Annotated in this window: 23 protein-coding genes; 6 read left to right on the top strand and 17 right to left on the bottom strand. The window is 45.1% G+C overall.

Annotation, left to right across the window (positions count from 1 at the left end; genetic code table 11):
• Positions 1-7: 7 nt before the first annotated feature.
• Positions 8-406: a hypothetical protein gene (locus tag AC0C66_RS08995; protein ID WP_003243293.1), complete on the bottom strand. Its 399-nt coding sequence runs from the start codon at positions 404-406 to the stop codon at positions 8-10.
• A 176-nt stretch (positions 407-582) separates the two neighbouring features.
• Between AC0C66_RS08995 and AC0C66_RS08990 the strand changes: the two genes are divergently transcribed.
• Positions 583-1,548 (top strand): iron-hydroxamate ABC transporter substrate-binding protein, encoded by a 966-nt coding sequence (locus tag AC0C66_RS08990; protein ID WP_090556862.1) that lies wholly within the window; start codon positions 583-585, stop codon positions 1,546-1,548.
• A 40-nt stretch (positions 1,549-1,588) separates the two neighbouring features.
• On the opposite strand, the gene AC0C66_RS08985 is transcribed toward AC0C66_RS08990, so the two are convergent.
• The 15 genes from AC0C66_RS08985 to iolA form a co-directional block, all read right to left on the bottom strand.
• Positions 1,589-1,936 carry a YxeA family protein gene (locus AC0C66_RS08985; protein WP_072181632.1) on the bottom strand — a complete coding sequence of 116 codons (348 nt, stop codon included), beginning with the start codon at positions 1,934-1,936 and terminating at the stop codon, positions 1,589-1,591.
• A 13-nt stretch (positions 1,937-1,949) separates the two neighbouring features.
• Positions 1,950-3,818 (bottom strand): ABC transporter permease YxdM, encoded by a 1,869-nt coding sequence (yxdM, locus tag AC0C66_RS08980; RefSeq protein WP_072181631.1) that lies wholly within the window; start codon positions 3,816-3,818, stop codon positions 1,950-1,952.
• Complete coding sequence (gene yxdL, locus AC0C66_RS08975; RefSeq protein WP_014115765.1) at positions 3,793-4,566, bottom strand: ABC transporter ATP-binding protein YxdL; 774 nt, start codon at positions 4,564-4,566, stop codon at positions 3,793-3,795. Before yxdL ends, yxdM begins: the two co-directional genes overlap by 26 nt.
• A gap of 143 nt (positions 4,567-4,709) precedes the next feature.
• Positions 4,710-5,687 carry a two-component system sensor histidine kinase YxdK gene (gene yxdK / locus AC0C66_RS08970; RefSeq protein ID WP_072181630.1) on the bottom strand — a complete coding sequence of 326 codons (978 nt, stop codon included), beginning with the start codon at positions 5,685-5,687 and terminating at the stop codon, positions 4,710-4,712.
• Positions 5,684-6,373, bottom strand: coding sequence for a two-component system response regulator YxdJ (yxdJ, locus tag AC0C66_RS08965; protein WP_014115767.1), 690 nt, complete (start codon positions 6,371-6,373; stop codon positions 5,684-5,686). The genes yxdK and yxdJ overlap by 4 nt, the downstream gene beginning before the upstream one ends.
• Before the next feature lie 107 nt (positions 6,374-6,480).
• A complete protein-coding gene (iolJ, locus tag AC0C66_RS08960; protein ID WP_061186819.1) occupies positions 6,481-7,353 on the bottom strand; it encodes a 6-phospho-5-dehydro-2-deoxy-D-gluconate aldolase in 873 nt (290 codons plus the stop codon).
• A gap of 20 nt (positions 7,354-7,373) precedes the next feature.
• Positions 7,374-8,210, bottom strand: a complete 837-nt coding sequence (gene iolI / locus AC0C66_RS08955) for a 2-keto-myo-inositol isomerase (protein WP_461845869.1) — start codon at positions 8,208-8,210, stop codon at positions 7,374-7,376.
• A gap of 86 nt (positions 8,211-8,296) precedes the next feature.
• Entirely contained in the window at positions 8,297-9,166 is an 870-nt protein-coding gene (locus tag AC0C66_RS08950) for a sugar phosphate isomerase/epimerase family protein (protein WP_014115770.1), read from the bottom strand.
• Between the two features lie 20 nt (positions 9,167-9,186).
• Entirely contained in the window at positions 9,187-10,221 is a 1,035-nt protein-coding gene (gene iolG / locus AC0C66_RS08945) for a bifunctional inositol 2-dehydrogenase/D-chiro-inositol 1-dehydrogenase (protein WP_014115771.1), read from the bottom strand.
• Positions 10,222-10,243: 22 nt separating this feature from the next.
• Positions 10,244-11,560, bottom strand: a complete 1,317-nt coding sequence (gene iolF, locus AC0C66_RS08940; RefSeq protein ID WP_072181627.1) for a myo-inositol transporter IolF — start codon at positions 11,558-11,560, stop codon at positions 10,244-10,246.
• Positions 11,561-11,574: 14 nt separating this feature from the next.
• On the bottom strand, positions 11,575-12,468 hold the full coding sequence (iolE, locus tag AC0C66_RS08935; RefSeq protein WP_014115773.1) for a myo-inosose-2 dehydratase: 894 nt from the start codon (positions 12,466-12,468) through the stop codon (positions 11,575-11,577).
• Between the two features lie 16 nt (positions 12,469-12,484).
• Positions 12,485-14,398: a 3D-(3,5/4)-trihydroxycyclohexane-1,2-dione acylhydrolase (decyclizing) gene (iolD, locus tag AC0C66_RS08930; protein WP_072181626.1), complete on the bottom strand. Its 1,914-nt coding sequence runs from the start codon at positions 14,396-14,398 to the stop codon at positions 12,485-12,487.
• Positions 14,399-14,430: 32 nt separating this feature from the next.
• Positions 14,431-15,408: a 5-dehydro-2-deoxygluconokinase gene (gene iolC / locus AC0C66_RS08925; RefSeq protein ID WP_014115775.1), complete on the bottom strand. Its 978-nt coding sequence runs from the start codon at positions 15,406-15,408 to the stop codon at positions 14,431-14,433.
• Between the two features lie 23 nt (positions 15,409-15,431).
• Entirely contained in the window at positions 15,432-16,247 is an 816-nt protein-coding gene (iolB, locus tag AC0C66_RS08920; RefSeq protein WP_072181625.1) for a 5-deoxy-glucuronate isomerase, read from the bottom strand.
• Between the two features lie 74 nt (positions 16,248-16,321).
• Positions 16,322-17,785 (bottom strand): methylmalonate-semialdehyde dehydrogenase, encoded by a 1,464-nt coding sequence (gene iolA / locus AC0C66_RS08915; protein ID WP_072181624.1) that lies wholly within the window; start codon positions 17,783-17,785, stop codon positions 16,322-16,324.
• 417 nt (positions 17,786-18,202) lie between these two features.
• Here iolA and iolR point away from each other — a divergent pair, with 417 nt between their 5' ends.
• The 5 genes from iolR (at position 18,203) to AC0C66_RS08890 (ending at position 22,844) form a co-directional block, all read left to right on the top strand.
• A complete protein-coding gene (gene iolR / locus AC0C66_RS08910; RefSeq protein ID WP_061186813.1) occupies positions 18,203-18,958 on the top strand; it encodes a myo-inositol utilization transcriptional regulator IolR in 756 nt (251 codons plus the stop codon).
• Between the two features lie 53 nt (positions 18,959-19,011).
• The gene (locus AC0C66_RS08905; RefSeq protein WP_019716280.1) at positions 19,012-19,944 is read left to right on the top strand and encodes an aldo/keto reductase; all 933 of its coding nucleotides are present in this window, start codon (positions 19,012-19,014) and stop codon (positions 19,942-19,944) included.
• Between the two features lie 326 nt (positions 19,945-20,270).
• On the top strand, positions 20,271-20,921 hold the full coding sequence (locus AC0C66_RS08900) for a hypothetical protein (RefSeq protein WP_072181620.1): 651 nt from the start codon (positions 20,271-20,273) through the stop codon (positions 20,919-20,921).
• A 3-nt stretch (positions 20,922-20,924) separates the two neighbouring features.
• On the top strand, positions 20,925-21,230 hold the full coding sequence (locus AC0C66_RS08895) for a DUF2653 family protein (RefSeq protein WP_326229387.1): 306 nt from the start codon (positions 20,925-20,927) through the stop codon (positions 21,228-21,230).
• Positions 21,231-21,458: 228 nt separating this feature from the next.
• Positions 21,459-22,844, top strand: coding sequence for a sugar porter family MFS transporter (locus AC0C66_RS08890; RefSeq protein WP_014115782.1), 1,386 nt, complete (start codon positions 21,459-21,461; stop codon positions 22,842-22,844).
• 36 nt (positions 22,845-22,880) lie between these two features.
• Here the strand turns inward: AC0C66_RS08890 and htpG are convergent, their stop codons facing one another.
• Entirely contained in the window at positions 22,881-24,761 is a 1,881-nt protein-coding gene (gene htpG / locus AC0C66_RS08885) for a molecular chaperone HtpG (protein ID WP_461845867.1), read from the bottom strand.
• Between the last annotated feature and the right edge of the window lie 48 nt (positions 24,762-24,809).

Raw genomic sequence — 24,809 nt, 5'->3', positions numbered from 1 at the left:
TTTTTTCTTACTGTTCTTTGCGAATATGTATATCTTGAATTGACTGTTTCGGGGCATGAAATCTGCTCTCGGCTTCACTTCTTGCCTCGGCAAAAGCCCGCGCCTCCACATGATCTTTGTAGACATCCAGCTGAATCAAATACAGCGGGCGTACTTTAAATCCATGAATAATGGTCACCGCCCATAACGGGACCACAATAAAAACACCGGGCAGATCGGGCAAAACAAAACCAAACGCAAAAATGAAAAAATAAATGATTCCGTACATGATCCACTTTCTATTTCTAACCTTGATGCCAATAAATAAAAAGGCAAAAAAACTGGTAATGGCAAAAGGCATGAAAATAAACAACATCCACCAGCTATGCAGCCATTCCCAAGCGGCACCTCTTTTTGTAATTCCCATATTTTTCTCCTCCTATTTACCTATAATAATCGATTAGGCATACCGCGTCACCCATAAACGGGAAAAACTTTCTCCCTTTAAAATAGTGATAGACGGCGAACAGGTTTCTTGCTATATTATTAATTGATAATGATAATCATTACTAATCAATTAAAATACATATTGGAGGGTTCTTGATGAAAAAGAACACATTGCTCGTGGGCATGCTGGTGCTGCTTCTCATGTTTGCCAGCGCTTGCAGCGGCACGGCTTCGAAAGGAAGCTCAAGTGATTCAGCTTCCGAAAAGACAGAAATGAGAACATACAAATCAACAAAAGGGAACGTAAACATTCCTGCACATCCGAAACGCATTGTCACTGATTTTTATGCCGGTGAATTGCTGTCTGTCGGGGCCAATGTGGTCGGCTCAGGCTCATGGTCATTTGATAATCCGTTTTTAAAATCAAAGCTGAAAGATGTGAAGGATGTCGGTGATCCAATCAGTGTTGAAAAAGTGATGGAGCTTCAGCCTGACTTAATTGTTGTCATGAATGAAGAGAATGTCGATAAATTAAAGAAAATCGCTCCAACTGTTGTCGTTCCTTATAACACAGCGAAAAACGTAGAAGACACAGTCAGCATGTTCGGAGATATCGCCGGAGCGAAAGACAAAGCAAAATCATTTATGGCTGACTTTAACAAAAAAGCGGAAGCTGCTAAAAAGAAAATTGCCGGCGTCATCGACAAAGATGCGACCTTCGGCATTTATGAAAACACGGACAAGGGCGAATTCTGGGTGTTCAATGACAATGGCGGACGCGGCGGCCAAGCTGTATACAATGCACTCGGGTTAAAAGCGCCTGAAAAAATTGAACAAGATGTTATTAAAAAAGGAAAAATGAAACAGCTCTCCCAAGAGGTTATACCTGAGTATGCCGCAGATTATATGTTCATTACGGACTACAACCCGAAAGGCGAAAGCAAAACACTCGACAAGCTGGAGAATTCCTCTATTTGGAAGAACCTGGACGCTGTCAAACATAATCGCGTGTTTATCAATGACTTTGACACGTTTTATCCGTACGATCCGATTTCTGTCAGCAAACAGGTGGATATCATCACCGACATGCTGATCAAACGGGCCGAAGAAAATAAAAAATAAAAAAACGGCACAGTCATGACGCTGTGCCGTTTATTATGATTCACTTTAATGTTGACTGTACGGAGTCCGGCATATCTTCAAACTTGACTTCTTCCCAAGTCTCGACATACTTTCCTTTCGCCTTCACCTTCAAATACGCGTTCTTCCGAAGCTCTTTGCCGGCGAAAAAGGTCACTTCTTCTTTTTTCCCGGATGCATTATATCCGTCTAATGTATATTCAGTACCGCCCGGGCTAAGATGTCTGCCATCTCGATCAATCTGAACATAGACATCTTGCTGGTGAATAAACGGATTAAATCTGTCTGTAACATCGTTATGAAAAAAGAGAAGCCCGCATATTACGGCAGCAGCCGCCAAGACGGCCAGGATTGCCATTGCTTTTTTCATCTTTGCACTCCCCTTACTTGTTCATTTTTTTCAAATAGCTTGACCGCACCGCGAGGAAGAATAGAAGCTGAAAAATGAAAAACCCTCCGATGGTGAGACTGAGCGGCCCCGCTACATCGGAATAGCCTTCCACAGCCAATGTTCTCAAGGCAAACAGCGTATGCATGACGGCAATGACAAATGGAAAGAAGAAAAGAATTGCCAATTGTATCGTTACGCTTTGTGCCATTTCACGCTCACTCAGGCCGATTTTGGCCAGTGACCGGTAGCGCTCCCGGTCTTCATCTAAATCAGTGAACAGCCTGAAATATAAGAAACTTGCTGCCGCGACAAAGAATACAATTGCGATAAACAGGCCGATAAATAAACTCAGGCTCGGCAGCTGCACCGTATCATAGTAGGTGCCGGCTTTTGACATAAAATCAGAATGCACGTCGATATAGTTGCCGTAGATCTCATCTTTCAGAGATTGGCTGAAACCAAGACTGTCTTTCCAATGATCGTAGCTGTAGCCGTATAATGACGCTTTATCACCGAGTGATTTGAGCTGATCAAAGGTTTTATCGTTCACCGCGATGATGGCATTCAATGAGATCAGCGGTTTTTTGACTTCTTTTACTGACAGTTTTTGTCCGGACAGCTTGCCTTTTTGGTTCAGCAGCTTCAGCTGATCCGGCGCTTTGTTTTTGAAATTGCGGTCATACGTGCCCGGGAAATAGACAGCCTCGTCTTCTTTCAGGCCGTTCACTTTGACATGGAAGTATTTTACCGCATCCGATTCACTGATCATGTAAACAGGCGGAACAGTATCCCCTGCCTGATAGCGAATATTGGAAACATCTATTTTGTCTTTCTTATACGTAAAGCCGTGTGTTTTCAGTTCATGGTCAATTTTTTTCAAATGAGTCTGTTCTTTTGGATTGTTGCTGTAAGATAAATACTCCATTTCATAAGCGGACTCTTCCGCCCCGACGGTCGATTTGTACATCGCGAGCACACCCGTAGCCGTAAACGCAACCGCGGAAATAATGCTGACAATAAAGAACAGGCGGGCGTTGTCTTTTAAACGATAGACAAGGTCAGAAACCCAAATGACATTTTTCCCGCGCAGATAAAAGGTTTTCCACTTCTTCAGCGCGCGCAGAATCCATATGCTGCTTTGGCTGAAAAAGAAATACGTTCCGATGACGGTGAGCAGTAAAATGATAAACGGTTCGGTCCCGTGGACATTGCCTTTAAGGACCATGCCGTACCCGCCGCACAGACAGCCGATGCCGAATAAGGACAGAAGCACGGACGGCTTAGGCTCCGGCTTAATCTTGTCAGTGCCCTTTATTAATTTGATAACCGTATTTGATCTGACAAAAAGGATCGTAAACTGCGATAAAAGGAAAAATAAGAGCAGAAATCCGCCGGCCGTAATACCGAGCGCTTTCCAAGGCATATACAAAGGCAGCGCGTCCATTTCTAAAATATAAGCGCCAACCGTAAAGAACGTCTTTGAAAAAATGAATCCTCCGATTATGCCGGCTGCAATTGACATGACGCCGATGATCATATTTTCCGCAGTAATGAGCTTTCTCAGCTGCCCCGGCGTGATGCCCTGCATGAGCAGGATGCCGAATTCTTTATTTCTCGATTTCAAAAACGCATTAACCGAATACAGAACAAATAAGAAAGAAAAAACAAAGATCATCCATTCCGCGGCGGTTAAGCCTTTTTTGGCGATGTTATTCAGGTAGCCTTCCTTTAATGCCGGATGAAACAGGAACATCGCAAAGGTAAAGAAAATCAAAACGGAAAAGGCGCTGCTTAAAAAGAATGCAAGATAGGCCCTTTTGTTTCTCGTGACGTTTTTATAGGCGAACTGAAGAAAGGTCATTTGCGTTTCCCCCCAGCATAGACAGCACATCGAGAATTTGTTCATAAAATACTTGGCGGTTTTCCCCGCGGTAAATCTCATTAAACAGTTCGCCGTCTTTTATAAAGATGACGCGGCGGCAGTAGCTTGCCGCAACAGGATCGTGGGTCACCATCAAAGCCGTGACATGATCATCCTGATTCAGGCTCTGCATCGTTTCCATGACGTCTTTTGACGCTTTGGAATCAAGGTTTCCCGTCGGTTCATCGGCCAGAATGAGTGACGGCTTATGAATGACCGCTCTTGCAATGGCGGCACGCTGGCGCTGTCCTCCGGATACTTCAAACGTCCGTTTGTTGAGCAGGTTTTCGATACCGAGCTTTGCCGCGATGCCTTGCAGTTTTTCTTCCATTACAGACGGCGCTTCTTTTTCAAGCGTTAACGGCAGCATGATATTTTCACCGATTGTCAGCGTGTCCAGAAGGTTGAAATCCTGAAACACAAATCCGAGCTGCTTGCGGCGGAAATGAGCGAGCTTTGTCCGCTTCAGGCGATGCGGGTTTTCTCCATGAATCAGGATATCGCCTGAATCCGGACGGTCGATCGTTGAAATGATATTCAAAAGCGTTGTTTTTCCGGACCCGGACGGCCCCATCACCGCCGTGAACTCGCCTTCTTCTATTGAAAATGAAATTTGCTTTAAGGCTTGATAGGACACTTGTCCTTTATAGGTTTTATTTATATGTTTAACTTCAAGCATATTCGCCATGAGAATCCTCCTTATGGTTTTATTCTTGTTGATCTGGGCTACTTTCATGTAGTGCCGGGACGTTCAACATAAAAATCCCCTTGACATAAATCCATGTTATCAAGGGGAAACAAAGCGAGCTATGTTGTTTTCTTAACGCAGCCTTACATTTTTGTAAGAAATGAAAATCGAACTGATGTCCCTTCACCGGGAGACGAGCTGATGTCTACCGTATGATTGAGCTTACCTGTAATTTCTTTGACGAGATGGAGGCCGATTCCCGTAGATTCTTGGTAACGCCGCCCGTTTTCACCGGTGTAATAAGGGTCAAACACCCGCTTGATGTCTTGGGAGGGAATCCCGACGCCGTAATCTTTGACTTCAAGCACCGTCCTGTCTTCATCGCGGAAGACATTCAGCTCAAGTCTGTCACTCTTGCCCGCTGAATACTTGACCGCATTTGTGATCACTTGGCCGATCGCAAATTTGAGCCATTTTGCATCGGTGTAAATCTGATGATCATCGCAAATGTCCATTTTCGGATAAACGCGGTATTGAATAAAAAATCGTTTATAGCTTTGAATAACTGATTGGAGAAGCTCAGACAGGGAAACCGCTTCGATTTTAAAATCCCGTTCAAACAGGTCGAGCCTTGAAGAATAAAGAAGCGTCTCCAGCCCGAATTCAATCTGCCGGACTTCTTTTTTGATTTGTTCAAAAACGGGCTCATCCTCTTCTTGAATGATTAAATTAATAACCGACAGCGGCGTCTTTACTTGGTGCACCCATTGATTCATATACGTCACCCTCGCGTCAAGCTTGGCTTCGGTCTCATGGAGCTTTTGGTGCTGCAGCCGGATCAGCTCCATCTGCTTTTCATACAGCTCTGAACAGAACACTGAAGAACCGAGATACGGGATATCCGTCCCTTCCTGCCCCGAGCTGAGCCATTGATACACGCCGCGGTCTTTGTACCAGCGGTAGGCAAGATAGCCCGCCAAAATGAGAAGCTGCACGCCCAATATGTAAAACAAGTGAGAAAAAGAATGAAGACCCGCAAACCAGTAATAAAAGAAGACAAACAGCCCTTGAAGGAGAAATAGCAGAATCAGGACTGTATGAGACCGGAGAAACAGCTTCATGACTGCGCCCTCAGCTGGTAGCCTTCGCCCCGCACCGGTTCAATAGAAACAGGCGCATTCAGCTCCCGCAGTTTTTTTCTGAGCCGCGTGATATACACGTTAAGTGTATTATCATCGACGAAAATGTCGGTGTCCCACGTCTTTTCCATGAGACGGTCCCGACCCGTCACCTTTTCTCCCCGCTCCAGCAACACTTCCAAAAGCTTACTTTCTTTTTTAGAAAGCTCGCTTTTTTCATCCTGAAAACGCAGTTCAAACCGTTCTACAAAGAGCTGAACGCCGGCATATTCAACCACTTTCTCCCCCTGCTTTGCGGCGTACTCCCCGTACGCCCTACGGATCTGGCTTTTGATTTTCGCCAGCACAATATCATAAGAAAACGGTTTTTCGATATAATCGTCTCCCCCGTTTTCAATCGCCATCACCTGATCCATTTCCCCGCTTCTGGCTGAAATAAAAATGATCGGGCTGGTGGAATGCTGGCGGATCTGGCGGCACCAATAATATCCGTCATATGCCGGCAAATTGATATCAAGCAGCACTACATCAGGCTTTTCCTGCAAAAAAACATCAAGAACAGCCGTGAAATCCGCGGTGACCACTGTTTGATATCCGTATTTTTCAAGGTAATTCTGCAACAGTCCACGAATGTCTTCACTGTCTTCCACAATCATGATTTTATTCAAACTGAACCACTCCCGTTTCTTACACTGCTGCCATCATCATAATCGTTTTGGGCGTATGGACGCAACACCGCACAAAAAAACCGCCATCTCGGCGGTTTCTGGTCTCATCAGCCGACCTGCTGTTTTACGGCTTTACCGGCTGATCCGAACTCTCTCATTTTGCTTCGCACTGTCTCTTCCACGGCTTTAATGCCGGGTGTCATATAGCCGCGCGGTTCGTACAGATCGCTGTTTTCCTGAAACATGCGGCGTGTTTCGTCTGTCCAGGCTACCATACATTCGGTATTGATATTGATCTTCGCGTGGCCGAGCGTGATGGCTTTTTTGATCTGATCCTGCGGAATTCCGGATGCCCCGTGAAGAACGAGGGGAATATCAGTCATGCGGGAGATAGCCTCCATTTCCTTAAATCCGAGATTCGGCTCACCCTGATATTTGCCGTGTACAGAGCCGAGGGCGGCGGCCAGCGCGTCGATATTGGTTTCTTTGACGATCCGCTCACATTCCGTGATATCGGCATAGCGTACCCCGCCGACCAGTCCGTCTTCCATTCCGCCGACCGTGCCGACTTCGGCTTCTACTGACACGCCGTGCTTTGCGGCATAATCGGTGACTTCTTTTGTCATCGCGATATTCTCGTCAATCGGCTGATGAGAGCCGTCAATCATCACTGAGCTGAATCCGGCGTCAATGGCCTGTCTGCAGCGTTCCGCACTGCTTCCGTGATCAAGATGAAGCACCACGGGAACGGTAATCGCCATGTCCTCCATTAACGCGCCGACCATGGCGGCAATCGTTTTAAATCCGCCTAAATAGTCGACCAGGCGATCGGAAGCAGCGGCGATGACCGGTGATTGCTCCTTTTGCGCAGCCTGCAAAATCGCCTTCGTCCACTGCAGGCCGTTGATATTAAACTGGCCGACTGCGTATTTCTCCCGCTTTGCATCTTCAAGAAGCTCTTTCATCGATACAAAAGCCATGTCCACCCCTCCTTTATCCATTACATGTTGAAGTATTTTGATACGATATCAACCGTTGTTTTTTTCGCTGTTTGAATGGCTTCCTCAGCACTCAGCTTATAGTATTCAGGCCGGAAGAGCTCAACTGATACAACATCAGAGAAGCCAATTTCCTTTAGTGCTGATAAGTGGGCATCTAAGTCAATCGCCCCTTGGCCCGGCCATACACGATCCTCATCCGTTAAAAAGCCGATTGGGAAATCTTCGGTATCGTCGATATGATAGATGAAAATTTTCTTTCCGTCCGCCTGCTTTAAGCTTTCAATATTTGACCCCATTGCATGGAAGTGGAAACTGTCAAGGACAAGCCCGACATTGTCACGGTCGACTGTGTTTACGATGTCGTACGCCTGTTCAAACGTATTAACTGTACACTGCGGATGGCCGACAAATTCGAGCGCGATTTTTACGCGATACGGCTCCGCGATATCTGAAAGCTCAGTCAGCACCTCAACACTGCTCTTTTTGATCTCTTCTTTTACAATCTTCTGCTCAGTCACAAGCGGGACGGCCACGACATATTTCACACCGAGGGTTTTGCACGTTTCCATCATGTCTTTAAATTCAGCGATGATCTCATTGTGGCCCTTTTCATCACGGTTGTTGAAAAAAACGAGTGCGTTTAAGGCAAGCGGCTTGATGTGATGGGTTTGAAAATATTCCGCAAGATCAGCCAATGAATGGTCTTTTAAGTACTCCGGCAGCTTATCCATTGTGCGGATTTCAATATAATCATAGCCATGCTTTTCGCATAGTTCTAAATCCTGTTTAAGGTTTGAGTTTTCCAATGTTGTTGCTTCATTGAAACAAAGTTTCATGTCAGACTCCCCCATCTGCGTTTTAGATATGAAGGGCGTTCGGCAGGAAGGCTGTTCGCCATATCCCGCCGAACTCCATGCTCAGCTTATGCCAGACCTAATTCTTCTTTCATTTTTTTAAGCATAAATCGGCTTGATTCATCCGCTCTTTCGTCGACCCAAGCAAATACTGCATTCGTCGCAATTCCGTCGAACTTCATCTCTCTCAGCTTTCTGAAAATCGTATCAAAATCAACCTCGCCTTGACCAATGTCCAAATGCTGGTGAACCGTTACTTTCGCGTCAGGCGGATTGACGATGTAGCGCAAGCCATGAGCCGCTTTATGATTAAAAGTATCTGCAAATAAAACATGTGTGAGGCGGTCGCCGGCTTCGTCAAACATTGTCTCAATGTCGCCTTTGCCGTCATCATAGAAGAACGTATGCGCAGTCGAGTAGACAAGATTGATCCAATCCTTGTCAAGCGCGCGGATCATATCCATCGCACCTTTGTGCGTTTCGATAAAATCGTATGGATGGGCTTGAAGATTGAGTTTAATGCCTTCTTTTTCAAAGACTGGCAGAAGCTCATCCATGGATTTGATAAATTTTTCTTCACTTGTTAAAGGATCATATTTTGAACCGCTGAATTCGCTGTTCATCAAATCCACTTCAAGTTCAACTGCAATTTCGATCGCCCTTTTCCAGTTGCGCACCGCAGCCTGGCGGCGGTCTTCATCAGGACCCGCCCAGTGGTAAAGAGGAAGGAGCGATGATAGCTTAACACCTGTATCCTTTAATAGACGCTTTAATTGTTTGATCTTTGCTGAATCGACTTTCGGATATTTATAGAATGGACAAAAATCCTCGCGTGGCGATAGCTCAATATATTCATAGCCAAGCTCCGCTGTTTTATAAACCATTTCCTCCAAAGTTAAATCATCACGATACATCGATGGATCCAATGCTAATTTCATATTTTCACTCCTCTATTTTTTTAATTTTTAACTGTTGTAAACGATTGATAGAATTCCGGTTTTTCCTTCAATTCAACCTTTTCTTTTTGTCCAGATTCCTGGGCTTTTACACACGCGTCAGTCGTAACAGCAGCAATATAGCCGTCCCATGCCGTCGGCCCGCTGACCTCGCCTTTCTTTTGAATCGAATCAATGAAGTCTTGGATTTCCACATCGTACGCAGCCACAAAGCGTCTCTGCCAATCCATCAAAATATCTGTGCTGAATTTGCCTTCTTTTCTCATGCTGATGCTTGATGGTTCAGGAAGCTTGATAACGCCGTCTTCTCCTACAATTTCACATTGAATGTCATAGCCGTATTTACAGTTCACATAGATTTCAGCATTGATGACGATGCCGCCTTTCGTTTCAATCAATACGATTTGCGGATCTTTCAAATGCGGAAGTGCATTTTTCGATTTTTTTGGATAGATGACTTGAACGGACTCGTAGTCATCATTGACGAGCCAGTGCAGTACATCAATTTCATGAACAAGCGTGTCGACTACGGCCATATCCGTTGTGTAGTTATCTCCCACAGTCGGGTTGCGGTGCGCGCAGTGAATCATAAGCGGCTCGCCAATAACATGATTATCGAGTGCTTCCTTCAGCTGTACGTAACCGCTGTCATAACGGCGCATGAAGCCAACTTGAACTAGGCGTTTGCCCACTTTGATTTCCTCTTCGACGATGCGCATGCATCCTTCAGCCGTTGTCGCGAGCGGTTTTTCACAGAACACATATTTCTGGGCTTTAATCGCTTTCAGCACGCTCGATTCATGCGCAGGACCCCAGCTTGTCACTAAGACAGCATCTACATTTTCGTCTGCAAGCAGGCTGTCATCATTCGGATAAACCGTCGCGTTTAATTGGTATTGCTCAACGACCTTTTGTGCAGCTTCTTGATTGACATCCGTTACAGCAACGATTTCTGCGCCGGACAGCTTGTTCGTAATACGGTTAATATGTTCTTTTCCAATTGCTCCAGTTCCAATTACGCCAATACGTAAACTCATTGACAGCCACTCCTTCTGTTGGTTACATCATTTTGCTTTCTGTTCCTTGCTTTACTTGGCTCTGAGGAGATCCGTAGAGTTCCTCCTGAATTTGTTCAAGCGACTTGCCAGACGTATTCGGCGCGAAGAGAAGCCCGATGATCATACTGGCCGTCACACATCCGAGGAGAATTGCAGCCATCGTTCCAATGCCGAAATTGGTCATAATCATTGGGACAAACAGACTCCAAATCCCTATTGAAATACGGACGAGGAAAAACATCAGTCCTTGTGCAGAAGCACGATATTGCGTAGGAAAGATTTCACTGGCCCATAACTGATAGTTGGCTTGCTGCCCGGCTCCGTTATTGATGCCGATCACGACAATAAACAGAAGCAGAACCGGCAGGCCTTCAACCGGCAGCAGAAACAGCGTCCATCCGATCACTGCCATAAAAGCGGCGATTCCAAACACAGTTTTTCTATATTTGTCGGCAAAGGGCATGAAGATCAAAGCGACCCCCAATCCCGTGAAGATAAACAGTCCCATTTGCAAAAGGTTTGCCATATTGGCAGATACACCGCCGACTTGCTGATAAATGTATGGCATGAAGAAGCCCATCACCCCGGCGGCTAAATTCCAAACCAGGTACACACCCATCAAAAACAGTATGCTTTTTAGATACATTGGCTTGAGCAAATCAAAATACGATGTTTTGTTCAGTACGGCCGGCTTCTCTTCCTGAGCATCTCCCGGCTGATTTTTTGTCTGCCAGGCGTCTGACTCCGGAAGCCTGATTCTCAGGATGTACGTAATCAGCGCAATGACAAGCAGATGGGCAAATACGATTTTATTCCCCAAGAGGCCTAAATCACCGACCAGTACGGAGAGAAGCAGCACAACGACTGCCCCTGCTGCCCAAGCGACTTGTGCCACGCCGCAATGACGGGCCCGATTTTTCTTTGGCGCATTTTCTGCAATAATGGTCCATGATGCGGTAATATCAGCTCCTACTGATAAACCGATGATCATGTAACCGCTTAACAACATGGGGAAATTAACCCCAAACAGAACCAAACAAATCCCTATTGCATAAACCAGCATGCTATTGGTATAAACAGCCTTCCGCCCGACTTTATCTGCCAGAAATCCGCCAAGCAGTGCGCCGACAGCGGCAGAAATTGCGTTTGCGCTTAGCGCGCCGAGCAGCCCGATTTGCGTATCAGATAGCTTTAGGTAACTGACCCATAATGATAAACCAGCAGAGCCCGCCACAATGGAACCTGCATCAATATAGTTGGCCAATGCTGCTGCGATTGTCCGTTTATTGAAGGCCGAATCTCCATTGGTATTACCCATATATTCAGTCCCCATTAAGCCAGATCCAACAACTGCTCATCAATATAGTTTCTCGCGATCAATGCATACTCAAGCGGGTTTGCAACATCGGGGTCCTGTTCAGCTTCAACGACAATCCATCCGGAATAATCGTGCTTCAACAGCTGCTGATATACTTCTCTAAAATCAATGCATCCATCACCGGGAACCGTAAACATGCCTTTTAAAAACGATTGCTGAAACGATTTCCCTTCAAGCCTGCATTGTTCCATGACATTCAGGCGGGCATCTTTAAAGTGCACATGCTTAATGCGGTTGATATGCTTCTCAAGCATCCCCAAGTAGTCACCGTCAGAAATATACGCATGGCCTGTATCATAAAGGAGGTGTACATGCGCAGGGTCTGTTCCTGCCATCAGGCGGTCGACTTCTTCTGCCGTTTGGACGCCAGTACCGAGATGGTGATGATAGACGAGCTTCAGGCCATGCTGGTCAGCAATTTTTCCAAGGTGATTCAGCCCTTCGCAAAGCCGTTCCCATTCATCATCCGTAAAGTGCGGCTTCTCTGTGAACACGTTTTTCTCCAAGCTTTGCACGCTGTAGGTTTGTTCAGAGACAACTGCGACATCCGCGTTTACTTGCTGCAAATACTCACAATGCAGGGTAAATGCTTTTGCCGCTTCACCAAGTCCGTCACGCAAAATAAAACTGCTGAACCATTTTCCCGCAATGCGTAAATTCCGAAGCTTCAGCTCTTTGTTCAGGATGGCAGGTTCGGGGAAAAAGCCCCCGACCTCCGTGCCTTGAAAACGTGCGACAACAATATCACTTAACAAATGCTGAAGTGTATTTCCCGCTCCAATTTCAGGCATATCATCATTCCGCCATCCAATGGGAGCGATCCCCCACAGGATTTCATTTTTGCCCATCTATGGTGCCTCCCCTCTAATACTGCTTCGCAGATTCCAGCATTTTCTCTTTTGCTTCGTATGCTTTCTGAACGCTTTCTTGTTCAGACACCTCTGCTACGCCGACATGCCACCAGCTGTCATAGCCGTCAGTCATTGTTTTTGGCAGAACCTTCATTTCAATTAACGTTGATACGTCTTGTTTCTTCGCATCCTCTAACGCCGCTTTTAATTCTTCTACTGTGTTTGCACGATAGGTTTTCGCTCCGTATCCCTCAGCAACTTTCGCATAATCGACATTTAAAATCTGGTTGTCATCTGTGCGGAACTCACAATAGTAGCTGCCGCTGCCATGATCCATTTGCAAGTTGTTGATACATCCAAAACCAGAGTTATCAAAGAGCAGCACATTGATTTTCTTGTTGTACTGAATCGCCGTAATCAGCTCGGAGTGTAGCATTAGAAAGCTGCCGTCTCCGACAATGGAATACACTTCTCTGTCAGGATGGGCCAGTTTCAGACCCAGTGTCCCGGACACTTCATAGCCCATGCAGGAATACCCGTATTCCAGGTGATACGTATTCGGAACATTTGAATGCCACAGACGCTGCAAATCTCCTGGAAGGGAGCCTGCTGAGCAGATGATCACACTGTCTTCAGGAATTGTCTCGTTGATTGTCAGCAATGCCGTTGTTTGCGGAAGCTCAGTATTCAACGTGTCAGCGTATTCATTTAGAACCTCTTGAGAGAAATGATTTTTGATTTCCGGATCAAATGCTTCCCGTTTAAACGTCACTTTGCTGAGGCGTTCGCGTTCAGCGAGCCATTCGTCCTTCAGCTCCTTAATCGTTGAGCCGAATTCACTCTTATAGCCTTCAAGCAAGCCGTGCAGTTTGCCAAGCGTCACTTTCGCATCCGCTACCACTTGGAACGCATCGAGTTTATACGCCTGCATTCGGCTGACATTGATGTTCAGAAACTTCGCTTTATCAAAGTCAAAAGCGGTCTTAGAGGATGTCGCAAAATCCGTATATCTTGTGCCGATACCAATAATCAAGTCAGCTTGGCGGGCCGCTTTATTTGCCGCAAGTGTACCTGTGATGCCCATTCCGCCAAGGTTGTTCGCAAAATCAGCTTCAACTGTCGACTTTCCTGCCTGCGTTTCAACTAACGGAATGTTATACGCTTCAGAAATGGCAACCAATTCATCGCGCGCACCGGAGTATTTTGCGCCTCCGCCGACGAGGATCACAGGATTTTTGCTGGCTTTAATCAGCTCCGCCGCACCTTGAAGCTCGCGCTCGCTCGGCTGCATGCGATCAATATAGTGAACCCGTTTGACGAAGAAACTTTCATCAAAATCGTATGCTTCTCCTTCGACATCCTGAGAAATACAAATCGTTGCTGGACCTGCTTTTGCCGGATCAGTCATGACTTCAAACGCGCGCAGCAAACTGCTCATAAGCTGCTCAGGGCGCGTAATGCGGTCCCAGTATCTCGATACAGGTTTCAATGCATCGTTTGTTGTAATCGCCGCACTGTATTCTTGCTCCATTTGCTGCAGTACAGGGTCTGGCTGTCTTGTTGCAAATGTATCTGCCGGAATCAAGAGAACCGGGATATTGTTTGCCAATGCAGTACCGGCTGCCGCCACTAAGTTGGCCGCTCCCGGTCCGACGGATGTAGAGACCGCATATATTTTTCTTCTCAGCATTTGTTTGCTGTACGCCATTGCGGCATGCGCCATTCCTTGTTCATTTTTCCCTTGATAGACTTTCAAATGGCCTGCATCCTGCTCAAGCGCCTGGCCAATCCCTAACACGTTTCCATGACCGAAAATTGTGAAAATCCCTTCTACAAAAGGCTCTTCCTTTCCATCTACATGGATGTACTGCTGGTTTAAGAATTTAATCAGCGCTTGTGCTGTTGTTAAGCGAATTTTCTTACCCACAAACGATCCCACCTTTACTCGATCTTTTTCAATTATGACTGTGCTTCAATAAGCTGTACGATTTCATCCGCAGTCGGCATCGCTTCTGACGAACTGTGCTTGCTCACCACAATGGAGGCTGAAGCGCTGCCGTATTTCAATGCCGTTTCGATGTCTTTTCCGCGGACAAGGCCATAGATAAAGGCTGACGCATAGGAGTCACCGGCTCCAAAGGTTTTCAGCACTTTTGTCTTGTACGCTTGGGCGCGGAATACCTCGCCAGATTTGCTGTATGCATAAGAGCCTTCGACGCCGTGTTTGATGACAACGAGGTCGGCTGAATGGTCAAATAAATGATTGACGGATTCTTCATTGCTTCCGCCTGTGCGGTTTTCCATCACATCAAATTCATCGCGTGTGCCGATGACGATATCAGACTGCTCGGCAACCAAAGAATAGTAAACGGCTGTTTCATCTGCTGACTGCCACGTATACGGGCGGTAATCCAGTTCGAACACCACTTTGACCTGATGCTTTTTCGCATATTGAACAGCTTTTAACACCGCTTCCCGTGACGGGCTTTTGGCGAGCGCTGTCCCGGAAACAAGCAGCATTTTCGCATTTGCGATATAGTCCTCGCTTACCTCTGAAGGCTCAAGATAAAGATCCGCCACATCATCGCGATACATTAAGATGCTGCATTCTTCAGGACTGAGGATTTCTGTAAATGCAAGACCTGCTTTGTGTCCATCTTGATCAACAATCATCTGCGTTGTATCAACGCCGGTATTTCTCATATAGGACTCTATGAATCTTCCATGCTGGTCATCTGGAATTTTGCCGATAAAGCCCGCTTTTAAGCCAAGCTTCGCGCTTCCGATCGCGATATTCGCAGGTGAACCGCCGACATATTTCGAAAATGTCATCGTTTCTTCCATTGGGCGGTTGTATTCGACTGCGTTCAGATCAATACATGCCCGGCCGATGGCAACAATATCAAAAGCCTTCTCTTCATTGAATGTATACTTCATCGTAAACAGCCACTCCTCACTTGTTAGCGTTCTAAAATCCACTCATGCGCCGGGTCATTATGAAACTTCCATTTCCGCGTCGGCCCTGCCATGACATTTAAATAGTAGGATGTGTATCCGTCCGGCACGCCTACCGGGTGGTATCCAGCAGGAACAATGACAACGTTTTCATTTTCTACAGTCATTGTCTCGTCAATAGAGCGGTCATCTGTGTATACACGCTGAAACACAAAGCCCTGTCCCGGGTCTAATTCATGGTAGTACGTTTCTTCTAAGAAAGATTCCTCCGGCAAGTTGTCTTGATCGTGTTTATGAGGCGGGTAGCTGGACCAGTTGCCGCTGTCTGTATAGACTTCAACTACTAATAGGCTGTTAGCTGAAGGGTCTGAATCCGGAAGAATGTTGTGAACAGTACGTTTGTTTGAAAACTTCCCGCGATGCTCAATTCCGTTGTCTTCCGCTTTGATCAGCTTTGTCGGAAGCTGTTTTTCCGATGGAGAATAGCAAAGCGCCACTCTTGCGTCGCTGACCGCTGTGATCTCAAATGCACGATCATTTGAAATATAGACGCTGTCTGTCGGTTTTCGTTCGAATACGCTTTCACGCGTACCGATATTCTCAAAAGTTGACTCATGATCGGTGACTGTAATTTTTCCCGTGACCGCAACAATACAGATTTCTTGTTTTTTCAATTCTTCTGCATAGCTGGAACCGGAAGCGAGATCTAACACTTTAAACTCTACATAGGTGAGATCAGAGTTGGATTTTGTTACTTCTTGCACCAGTTTGACCCCATTAGATACTTCATTCGACTGCGGCTTACGCAACAAATAACTCATAGTGAAGCCCTCCTCTTTCTATTGTAAGAATGAGTCCGAACAGCGCACATGGACGCCGTTCGGATGTTCGTCGTTTAGTTGAAATCAGGTGCCGGATATCTTGCCGTAACCACTTTTTTACGTGTATAGAAGTCGACGCTGTCTTTTCCGTTCGCATGCAGCGTTCCAAAGAATGATGACTTCCAGCCTGAGAATGGGAAGAACGCCATCGGAGCCGGAACACCCAAGTTGATGCCGAGCATACCCGCATCAATGTTTTCACGGAAGTAGCGGATTGCGTTTGAGTTGGATGTGAACAGGCAAGCACCGTTCGCAAACTCAGACTTATTGGCAATCTCAATTGCTTCTTTCAGGTTTTTCACGCGGATGACAGATAAGACCGGAGCAAAAATTTCATCTTTCCAGATCGTCATCTCTGTCGTGACATTATCAAAGATCGTCGGGCCGACAAAGTAGCCGTCGTCAGACACATTTTCACGTCCGTCACATACGAGTCTCGCGCCTTCTTCAAGCCCTTTTTCGATATAGCTGAGCGTGCGCTTCTTGTTGTCTTCGCGAATAACCGGTCCTAAGAACACGCCGTCATCAAGGCCGTTACCGATTTTAATGTCAGCCACTTTTTCCTGCAGCTTCGCCATAAACTCATCAGCGATTCCTTCTTCAACCGTCACAACCGCACAAGCCATGCAGCGTTCACCGGCAGAACCAAAGGCTGCTCCAATAATGTTTGTGATTGTGTCTTCGAGATTCGCATCGTTCAGGACAATCGTATGGTTTTTCGCGCCAGTCAGAGATTGAACGCGTTTTAAGTTTTCGCTTCCTTTTTTGTAGACATATTCGCCGACCGGCTTGGAGCCTACGAATGAAATCGCTTTAATTTCAGGATGCTCGAGGATGCCGTTCACAACGTCATGCGCACCGTATACGACGTTGAATACCCCTTTCGGAAGGCCCGCTTTTTCAAAAAGCTCAACCAATTTCTCTGTTAACAGCGGTGTCCGCTCAGATGGTTTTAAAATAAATGTGTTGCCGAGCGCGATTGCCATCGGGAACATCCAGCAAGGAACCATCATCGGGAAGTTGAATGGCGCGATTCCGCCGACAACTCCGATTGGGTAGCGGTAGTTGGCCGCTTCAACATCTGTTGCAATGGAAGCAAGTGAGTCACCCATCATCAGGGAAGGTGCTCCAGCCGCGAATTCTACGTTTTCAATTCCGCGTCCCACTTCTCCAAGTGCTTCTTTTGTGTTTTTTCCATTTTCAATGGTAATCAGATGAGCAAGTTCTTCTCTATGCTGAGACAGCAGCTGCTGGAAGTTAAATAGGATTCTGGCACGGCGCGGAACCGCCACTTTTGACCAAGTTTTAAACGCCTCAGCCGCTGTTTGCGCTGCGTAATCGATATCCTCTTTTGTTGAAATCGGCACTTGGCACAGCACTTCTTTCGTCGCCGGATTCACAACGTCTTCGTATTTATCTGTTTTGCTTTCAACCCATTCACCGTTGATGTAGTTTTTTAATTTTCTGATTTCTGCCATTCTTATTGCCTCCTTCATTAGTAAACACATACACTTGTATGGATGGTTCAGGATAGATTCATATCAATATCCACTGTTTCAGTAAGCCAAGAATTAAACGCTTTCAAAAAAACCAAAAAAATAAAAGTCGATCCAATTTTAGATACAAGCATCCATTTCATGCACAACAGGTTACTTTTTGGTCATTTCTTGGTTATATTCTAATTGCATAATACCCATAAGTCAATCATAAACACTAAATTTTTTCATTATTTTTATTATACTAATCTTTTAACTCATTAAGAGAGTAACGAGAAGTCCATCGAATCTTGCAAAAGATATACACCGATGTTATCATTTTTTAAGCAACTATTGATCAACTCTTGGGTTTTATTATATATTTATGTTACGTAAAGATTCAAGAAGGAGTTTATTTATATGAAACTGATGCGGATTCAGGAAATGGAGGAGTACATTTTATCTCATGGCACTGTTTCCTTAGATGAGCTGTGCCAGGTGTTCAATGTCTCTAAAAACACAGTCAGACGTGATATCAACAAGCTAACAGAAAAGGGTGCGATTGAAAAAGTATACGGCGGCGTAACATCTATTGAGAAAACCGCATTAGTTCCTTTTGAGAATCGCACCATTCAGCACCAAGATGAAAAAACAAAAATTGCTCACTATGCTTCCCGTTTTATTGAAGATCACGATTTGATTTTCATTGATTCAGGAACAACAACAAAGTCTATTCTCGATACGCTTGATCCTGCCAAAAATGTCACCATTTTAACCAACAGTTTAGACATTATCAATGCGGCATCAGCTTTGAAGCATATCAACTTAATCATTATCGGAAACAATTATAAGAGAAAAACGCGCTCCTTTGTCGGCATGGACGACCCGGCTATGCTTGATAAGTACAATATCAACAAAGCCTTTATGTCTGCTACCGGAACGACGCTGACACACGGATTGACCAATTCGGATCTGCTCGAGTACGAAATTAAAAAAAGGATTTCGGAAAAAGCAAAAGAAGTGTATTTATTGGCTGACCATTCTAAATTCGGAAAATCAACGCTACTGACGTATGCGCCGTTTGACAGGCTGCATTGCATTGTGACATCCCAGCCATTAGATGACGAGTACACGCAGTATTGCAATGAGCACCAAATCGGCATTCATCTGGCCTAGCGGTTACAATAGTGTTGAGAGTCTTTCATCCATTTTATTCTAGGAGGCAGATCATGAAAAAAGCTACGCTCGGAAAATCAGACTTGCAGGTATTCCCTATCGGATTAGGAACAAATGCTGTCGGAGGACATAACCTCTACCCGAACCTGAATGAAGAAACCGGAAAAGAATTGGTTCGCGAGGCGATCCGTAATGGCGTGACGATGTTAGATACCGCTTATATTTACGGGATCGGCCGTTCCGAAGAATTAATTGGTGAAGTGCTGCGCGAATTCAACCGTGAAGATGTTGTCATCGCGACGAAAGCCGCGCACAGAAAACAAGGAAATGACTTTGTCTTTGATAATTCACCAGAATTCCTTAAGAAATCAGTTGATGAAAGCCTGAAGCGTTTGAATACGGATTATATCGATTTGTTCTACATTCACTTCCCGGACGAACATACGCCTAAGGATGAAGCAGTCAACGCGCTGAATGAGATGAAGCAAGCCGGAAAAATCCGCTCCATCGGTGTATCCAACTTCTCTTTAGAGCAATTGAAAGAAGCAAACAGAGACGGATTGGTAGATGTATTGCAAGGCGAATACAACCTGTTAAACCGTGAAGCGGAAAAGACATTCTTCCCGTATACGAAGGAGCATAATATTTCATTTATCCCTTACTTCCCGCTCGTATCAGGATTATTGGCCGGAAAGTATACAGAAGATACAACGTTCCCTGAAGGAGACCTGCGAAACGAACAGGAACACTTCAAGGGCGAGCGTTTCAAAGAAAATATCAGAAAGGTCAACAAGCTTGCGCCGATTGCTGAAAAGCACAACGTAGACATCCCACACATCGTATTGGCTTGGTATTTGGCAAGACCGGAAATTGATATTTTAATCCCTGGAGCAAAACGTGCCGATCAGTTGATTGATAACATCAAAACAGCTGACGTGACGCTTTCTCAAGAGGATATTTCGTTTATTGATAAGCTGTTCTCATAAGAAGCAGAAAACAGCCTTCCCCACTGGGAAGGCTGTTTTTATTTGTGCAAAATTATCTATCATCCTATGATAGCATGATGAGAAAGCATCATTAGTAGTTTCAGTGAATAACTGATGTTGAAGCAAAAACTTACAAAAAGAGCCATAAATCCGATAAAATAAAGGTAGGTTATCTCAGAAAGAAAGTGATTGAAAAAGCAAAACAAGATATGAAACGTTAGTATCATCTAGAAATAAGAGACTCATGTGTTAAAAAAATCTGACCAGCTACTTTTATTTGCTGCTCAGAATAACGGGCCGTTTCGGCGGTCTATGGAGGAAGCAGAATGAAACTTACATATGTAAAAGCTTTTGTTGCAGTAATCGTTGCTTTAGGTGTACTGCTGCCATCAACCATTTCTCATGCAAAAAGTTTTAGCGGCCGCTCATCATCTAGTTACAGCAGCCGAAGTTCAAGTTCATCATACAGCGGAAGCTATAAATCCAGCCCAAAATCAAACTATAGTTCAGGAGCAAGCTCTTCAAGCAAAAATTCCAAGACGTCTGACGATTCATCCTCATCGATTTCTCTAAAAAAGAAACCTTCGGAAGAGTCTAGCTCATCAAGCGCTAAAAAATCGTCAGGCACATTTTCCGGCGCCACCTCAAAAGTAAGCGGAAAGACATACAGCGGAAAAACGTCTAAAGCTTATGTAGGCGGACGTTATGTTTCAGTCAATCATTACTACAATGCAGGATTCTCGCCATCGGGATGGTTTGGATATTATAGCGGATTTACAATGGGCATGTTCATGATAAGCATGATGCACCCTTGGGGTTACACCTATCATCCAGTCGGGGGCCCAGGCTATGTTTCTTATGGCGCTTCGCCCATTGCCTGGATCGTTGACGTCATTGCTCTGATCATTATTTTACTCATTGTCATCGCATTGATCCGCGCATTCAAAACACCGAAGACGTACAGAAGGAGCTTTTAGGTAATGAAATTAGTATTAAATGAGCAAGAAATTGTAGACGGGATTTGTGTGTATATTTCTAATGAAGAAGAGATTTACCCTGAGGACGTTGAAGTAAAAGAGCTGTCTTACAACAAGCGGACAGGATTCTTCGCTGAAGCCAAATATGGCCTGCACCACAAACAGCTTGTGTCAGATGACATTTCAGAAGGCATTATTCAGTTCTTAGAGGAATACCACAACTTCAATCCAGACGTTACAGCAGTTGAATTGCAATTTGATAAGAAAAAAGGATTCTCCGCCTTGGTTTTCGTCAACGAGGAAGAATAAAAAACAAAACCTTACTCCGTGCGAGTAAGGTTTTTTATGATGATTTGTCCTGGGCATATGCTTTGAGATGCTTAGCATTCCCGTACTCACTGGATCTGTCACCTTACGTAAAAATCACTAACTTTTTTAAAACAAATGTTTCAAATCAGATAGGAAAAGGGTACTACTCTATTAACTTTGTTAAACATAAGAGATACTCATTGGCCTAACAACTGAGGGGGAACATTTGTGAAGACAAACACAAGGAAATATTTGATCTACTTTTTTGGCGCTTTAGGAGGGCTGCTTTACGGTTATGATACGGGCGTCATCTCTGGAGCGCTGCTGTTTATCAACAATGATATTCCTTTAACGACATTGACAGAAGGATTGGTTGTCAGCATGCTGCTCCTTGGCGCGATTTTCGGTTCTGCCTTAAGCGGCACATGCTCCGATCGCTGGGGCAGGAGAAAAGTTGTATTTGTGCTTTCCATCATTTTTATTATTGGTGCGCTCGCTTGCGCGTTTTCTCAAACGGTCGGCATGCTGATTGCATCTCGGGTGATACTCGGGTTGGCCGTCGGCGGTTCAACGGCGCTTGTGCCCGTGTACCTGTCAGAAATGGCACCGACGAAAATCCGCGGGACACTCGGCACAATGAACAACTTAATGGTTGTTACCGGTATTTTATTAGCATATATCGTAAACTATCTGTTCACGCCGTTTGAAGCGTGGCGCTGGATGGTGGGACTGGCTGCGGTGCCTGCAGTGCTTTTATTAATCGGGATCGCATTTATGCCTGAATCACCAAGATGGCTCGTAAAGCGCGGGCGTGAAGATGAAGCGAAAGACATTATGAAAATCACTCATGACCAAGAAAATATTGAGCAGGAACTAGCAGATATGAAAGAAGCGGAAGCTGGGAAAAAAGAAACAACACTCGGTTTGCTAAAAGCAAAATGGATTCGTCCTATGCTTCTCATTGGCATCGGCCTTGCCGTTTTTCAGCAGGCGGTCGGCATTAACACGGTCATCTACTATGCGCCAACCATTTTTACAAAGGCCGGTCTCGGCACATCGGCGTCAGTGCTCGGCACAATGGGTATCGGTGTACTCAACGTGATGATGTGTATTACAGCTATGATTTTGATCGACCGCATCGGCCGCAAAAAGCTGCTGATTTGGGGAAGCGTCGGCATTACACTGAGCTTGGCTGCATTAGCAGCTGTGCTCCTGACACTGGGTCTCTCTACATCAACAGCATGGCTGACTGTCGTTTTTCTCGGAGTCTATATCGTATTTTACCAGGCAACATGGGGTCCGGTTGTATGGGTTCTGATGCCTGAGCTCTTCCCATCCAAAGTACGCGGAGCCGCAACAGGCTTTACTACTTTAGTGTTATCAGCAACCAACCTGATCGTGTCGCTCGTCTTCCCGCTGATGCTCAGCGCCATGGGCATCGCATGGGTCTTTACAATTTTTTCAGTCATCTGCCTGCTTTCATTTTTCTTCGCCCTCTACATGGTTCCGGAAACCAAAGGGAAAAGCTTGGAGGAAATTGAAGCAAGCCTGAAAAAACGGTTTAAAAAGAAGAAAAGCAGCCAAAACCAAGTGCTGAGTGAGCGTACATTATAAAAAAAGGAATCGTCTCAAGGGACGATTCCTTTTTTATTACACCATAACCTTGCAAATATTGTTCGTGAATTCCACAGGGTCCTGAATCGGTAAGCCTTCGATGAGAAGCGCCTGATTGTACAGAAGATTTGTGTACAGGCTCAGCTTCTCTTTATCCTGTTCAAATGCGTCCTGCAGCGTTTGGAATACCTCATGATTCGGGTTGATTTCAAGCACTTTTTCCGCCTTTACATTTTGGCTGTCCGGCATCGCGTTTAAGATTTTTTCCATCTCGATTGTCACTTCGCCGTCAGCAGCAAGGCAGACCGGATGTGATTTGAGTCGTTTTGAGATTCTGACGTTTTTCACTTTATCTGACAGAATGTTTTTCATTTCCTCAAACAGATCCTTGTACTTGCTTTCTTCTTCCTCGGACTGCTTTTGGTCCTCATCCGTGTCTATGCCTAGGTCTCCGCTTGATACGGATTTAAACTCTTTTTCCTGATAAGATGCCAGCATTTTAATCGCAAACTCATCAATGTCCTCAGTGAAGTAGAGAATTTCATAGCCTTTGTCCGCTACCATTTCCGTTTGCGGCAGTTTTTCTATGCGATCGTATGAATCACCGGTCGCATAATAAATGTATTTCTGCTCCTCGGGCATTCTGGATACGTACTCATCTAAGCTGACCAGGTTTTTCTCTTTGGAAGAGTAGAATAATAAGAGGTCCTTCAATTGATCCTTATTCGCGCCAAAATCATTGTACACGCCGAATTTCAGCTGTCTGCCGAATGATTTGTAGAACGTCTCGTATTTCTCTCGGTCTTTTTTCAGCAGGCTTTGCAGCTCGCTTTTGATTTTTTTGCTGATATTTTTCGCGATCAGCTTCAGCTGGCGGTCATGCTGGAGCATTTCTCTGGAAATGTTCAGAGACAGATCCTCAGAATCGACCATGCCTTTCACGAAGCTGAAGTGGTCCGGAAGCAGATCCGCGCATTTGTTCATGATCAGAACGCCATTAGAATACAGCTCCAAGCCTTTCTCATATTCCTTAGAATAATAGTCAAACGGCATGTTTTCAGGAATAAATAAAATCGCGTTGTAGCGAACGGCGCCATCCACACTGATATGAACGTGTGTCAGCGGTTTATCAAACCCGTAATGCTTTTCAGCATAAAACTTTTCATAGTCCTCATCTGTCAGCTCGCTTTTGTTTTTTCTCCAGATCGGCACCATGCTGTTAACTGTCTGTTCTTCCTGTACCTCTTCAAATTCATTTTCGCTGCCTTCCTTCGGCTTATTAATGGTTGTATCCATTTTGATCGGGTAGCGAATGAAGTCGGAGTACTTTTTAATGATTGCTTTTAAACGATATTCTTCTAAGAACTCGTCATAGCTGTCATCTTCTGTATTCTCTTTGATTTTCAGGATAATGTCTGTACCGACAGAATCCTTTTCACACGGCTCAATCGTATAGCCGTCTGCACCCGCAGACTCCCATTTATACGCCTCTTCGCTGCCGAGCGCCTTACTGATGACAGTCACGACATCAGCAACCATAAACGCCGCGTAAAAGCCGACACCGAATTGCCCGATGATGTCATGGCCGTCTTTCAGCTCGTTTTCCTTTTTAAACGCAAGGGAACCGCTTTTTGCAATGGTGCCGAGATGCTGCTCAAGCTCATCCTTTGTCATCCCGATCCCCGTATCAGAGATCGTTAACGTTCTCGCACTTTTATCAGCTGCGACCTTTATGTAGTAACTGTCTTTATCAAACGTAAGCGCATCGTCCGTCAGCGCTTTGTAATAGATCTTGTCAATCGCGTCACTCGAATTGGAGATTAACTCGCGCAGGAAAATTTCTTTTTGGGTATAAATGGAGTTAATCATCATATCCAGCAGTCGTTTGGACTCTGCTTTAAACTCTTTTTTAGCCACTCTAGATCGCTCCTTTTTGATATGTTGTTACGCTATGTAAACTCTTTT

The sequence above is a fragment of the Bacillus sp. VA13 genome (assembly GCF_055710085.1).
The sequence above is the reverse complement of the archived record's forward strand: the minus strand, read 5'-3'. Positions and strand labels throughout refer to the sequence as shown.

Bases quoted from the DNA above. Each gene is read 5' to 3' on its own strand.
- yxdL (WP_014115765.1), bottom strand. From the start codon at position 4,566: ATGGCGAATATGCTTGAAGTTAAACATATAAATAAAACCTATAAAGGA.
- AC0C66_RS08995 (WP_003243293.1), bottom strand. From the start codon at position 406: ATGGGAATTACAAAAAGAGGTGCCGCTTGGGAATGGCTGCATAGCTGG.
- AC0C66_RS08990 (WP_090556862.1), top strand. From the start codon at position 583: ATGAAAAAGAACACATTGCTCGTGGGCATGCTGGTGCTGCTTCTCATG.
- AC0C66_RS08905 (WP_019716280.1), top strand. From the start codon at position 19,012: ATGAAAAAAGCTACGCTCGGAAAATCAGACTTGCAGGTATTCCCTATC.
- iolJ (WP_061186819.1), bottom strand. From the start codon at position 7,353: ATGGCTTTTGTATCGATGAAAGAGCTTCTTGAAGATGCAAAGCGGGAG.
- iolG (WP_014115771.1), bottom strand. From the start codon at position 10,221: ATGAGTTTACGTATTGGCGTAATTGGAACTGGAGCAATTGGAAAAGAA.
- yxdK (WP_072181630.1), bottom strand. From the start codon at position 5,687: ATGAAGCTGTTTCTCCGGTCTCATACAGTCCTGATTCTGCTATTTCTC.
- iolI (WP_461845869.1), bottom strand. From the start codon at position 8,210: ATGAAACTTTGTTTCAATGAAGCAACAACATTGGAAAACTCAAACCTT.
- AC0C66_RS08895 (WP_326229387.1), top strand. From the start codon at position 20,925: ATGAAATTAGTATTAAATGAGCAAGAAATTGTAGACGGGATTTGTGTG.
- yxdM (WP_072181631.1), bottom strand. From the start codon at position 3,818: ATGACCTTTCTTCAGTTCGCCTATAAAAACGTCACGAGAAACAAAAGG.
- iolR (WP_061186813.1), top strand. From the start codon at position 18,203: ATGAAACTGATGCGGATTCAGGAAATGGAGGAGTACATTTTATCTCAT.
- AC0C66_RS08950 (WP_014115770.1), bottom strand. From the start codon at position 9,166: ATGAAATTAGCATTGGATCCATCGATGTATCGTGATGATTTAACTTTG.
- iolA (WP_072181624.1), bottom strand. From the start codon at position 17,785: ATGGCAGAAATCAGAAAATTAAAAAACTACATCAACGGTGAATGGGTT.
- iolC (WP_014115775.1), bottom strand. From the start codon at position 15,408: ATGAAGTATACATTCAATGAAGAGAAGGCTTTTGATATTGTTGCCATC.
- iolE (WP_014115773.1), bottom strand. From the start codon at position 12,468: ATGGGCAAAAATGAAATCCTGTGGGGGATCGCTCCCATTGGATGGCGG.
- AC0C66_RS08985 (WP_072181632.1), bottom strand. From the start codon at position 1,936: ATGAAAAAAGCAATGGCAATCCTGGCCGTCTTGGCGGCTGCTGCCGTA.
- iolB (WP_072181625.1), bottom strand. From the start codon at position 16,247: ATGAGTTATTTGTTGCGTAAGCCGCAGTCGAATGAAGTATCTAATGGG.
- iolF (WP_072181627.1), bottom strand. From the start codon at position 11,560: ATGGGTAATACCAATGGAGATTCGGCCTTCAATAAACGGACAATCGCA.
- AC0C66_RS08900 (WP_072181620.1), top strand. From the start codon at position 20,271: ATGAAACTTACATATGTAAAAGCTTTTGTTGCAGTAATCGTTGCTTTA.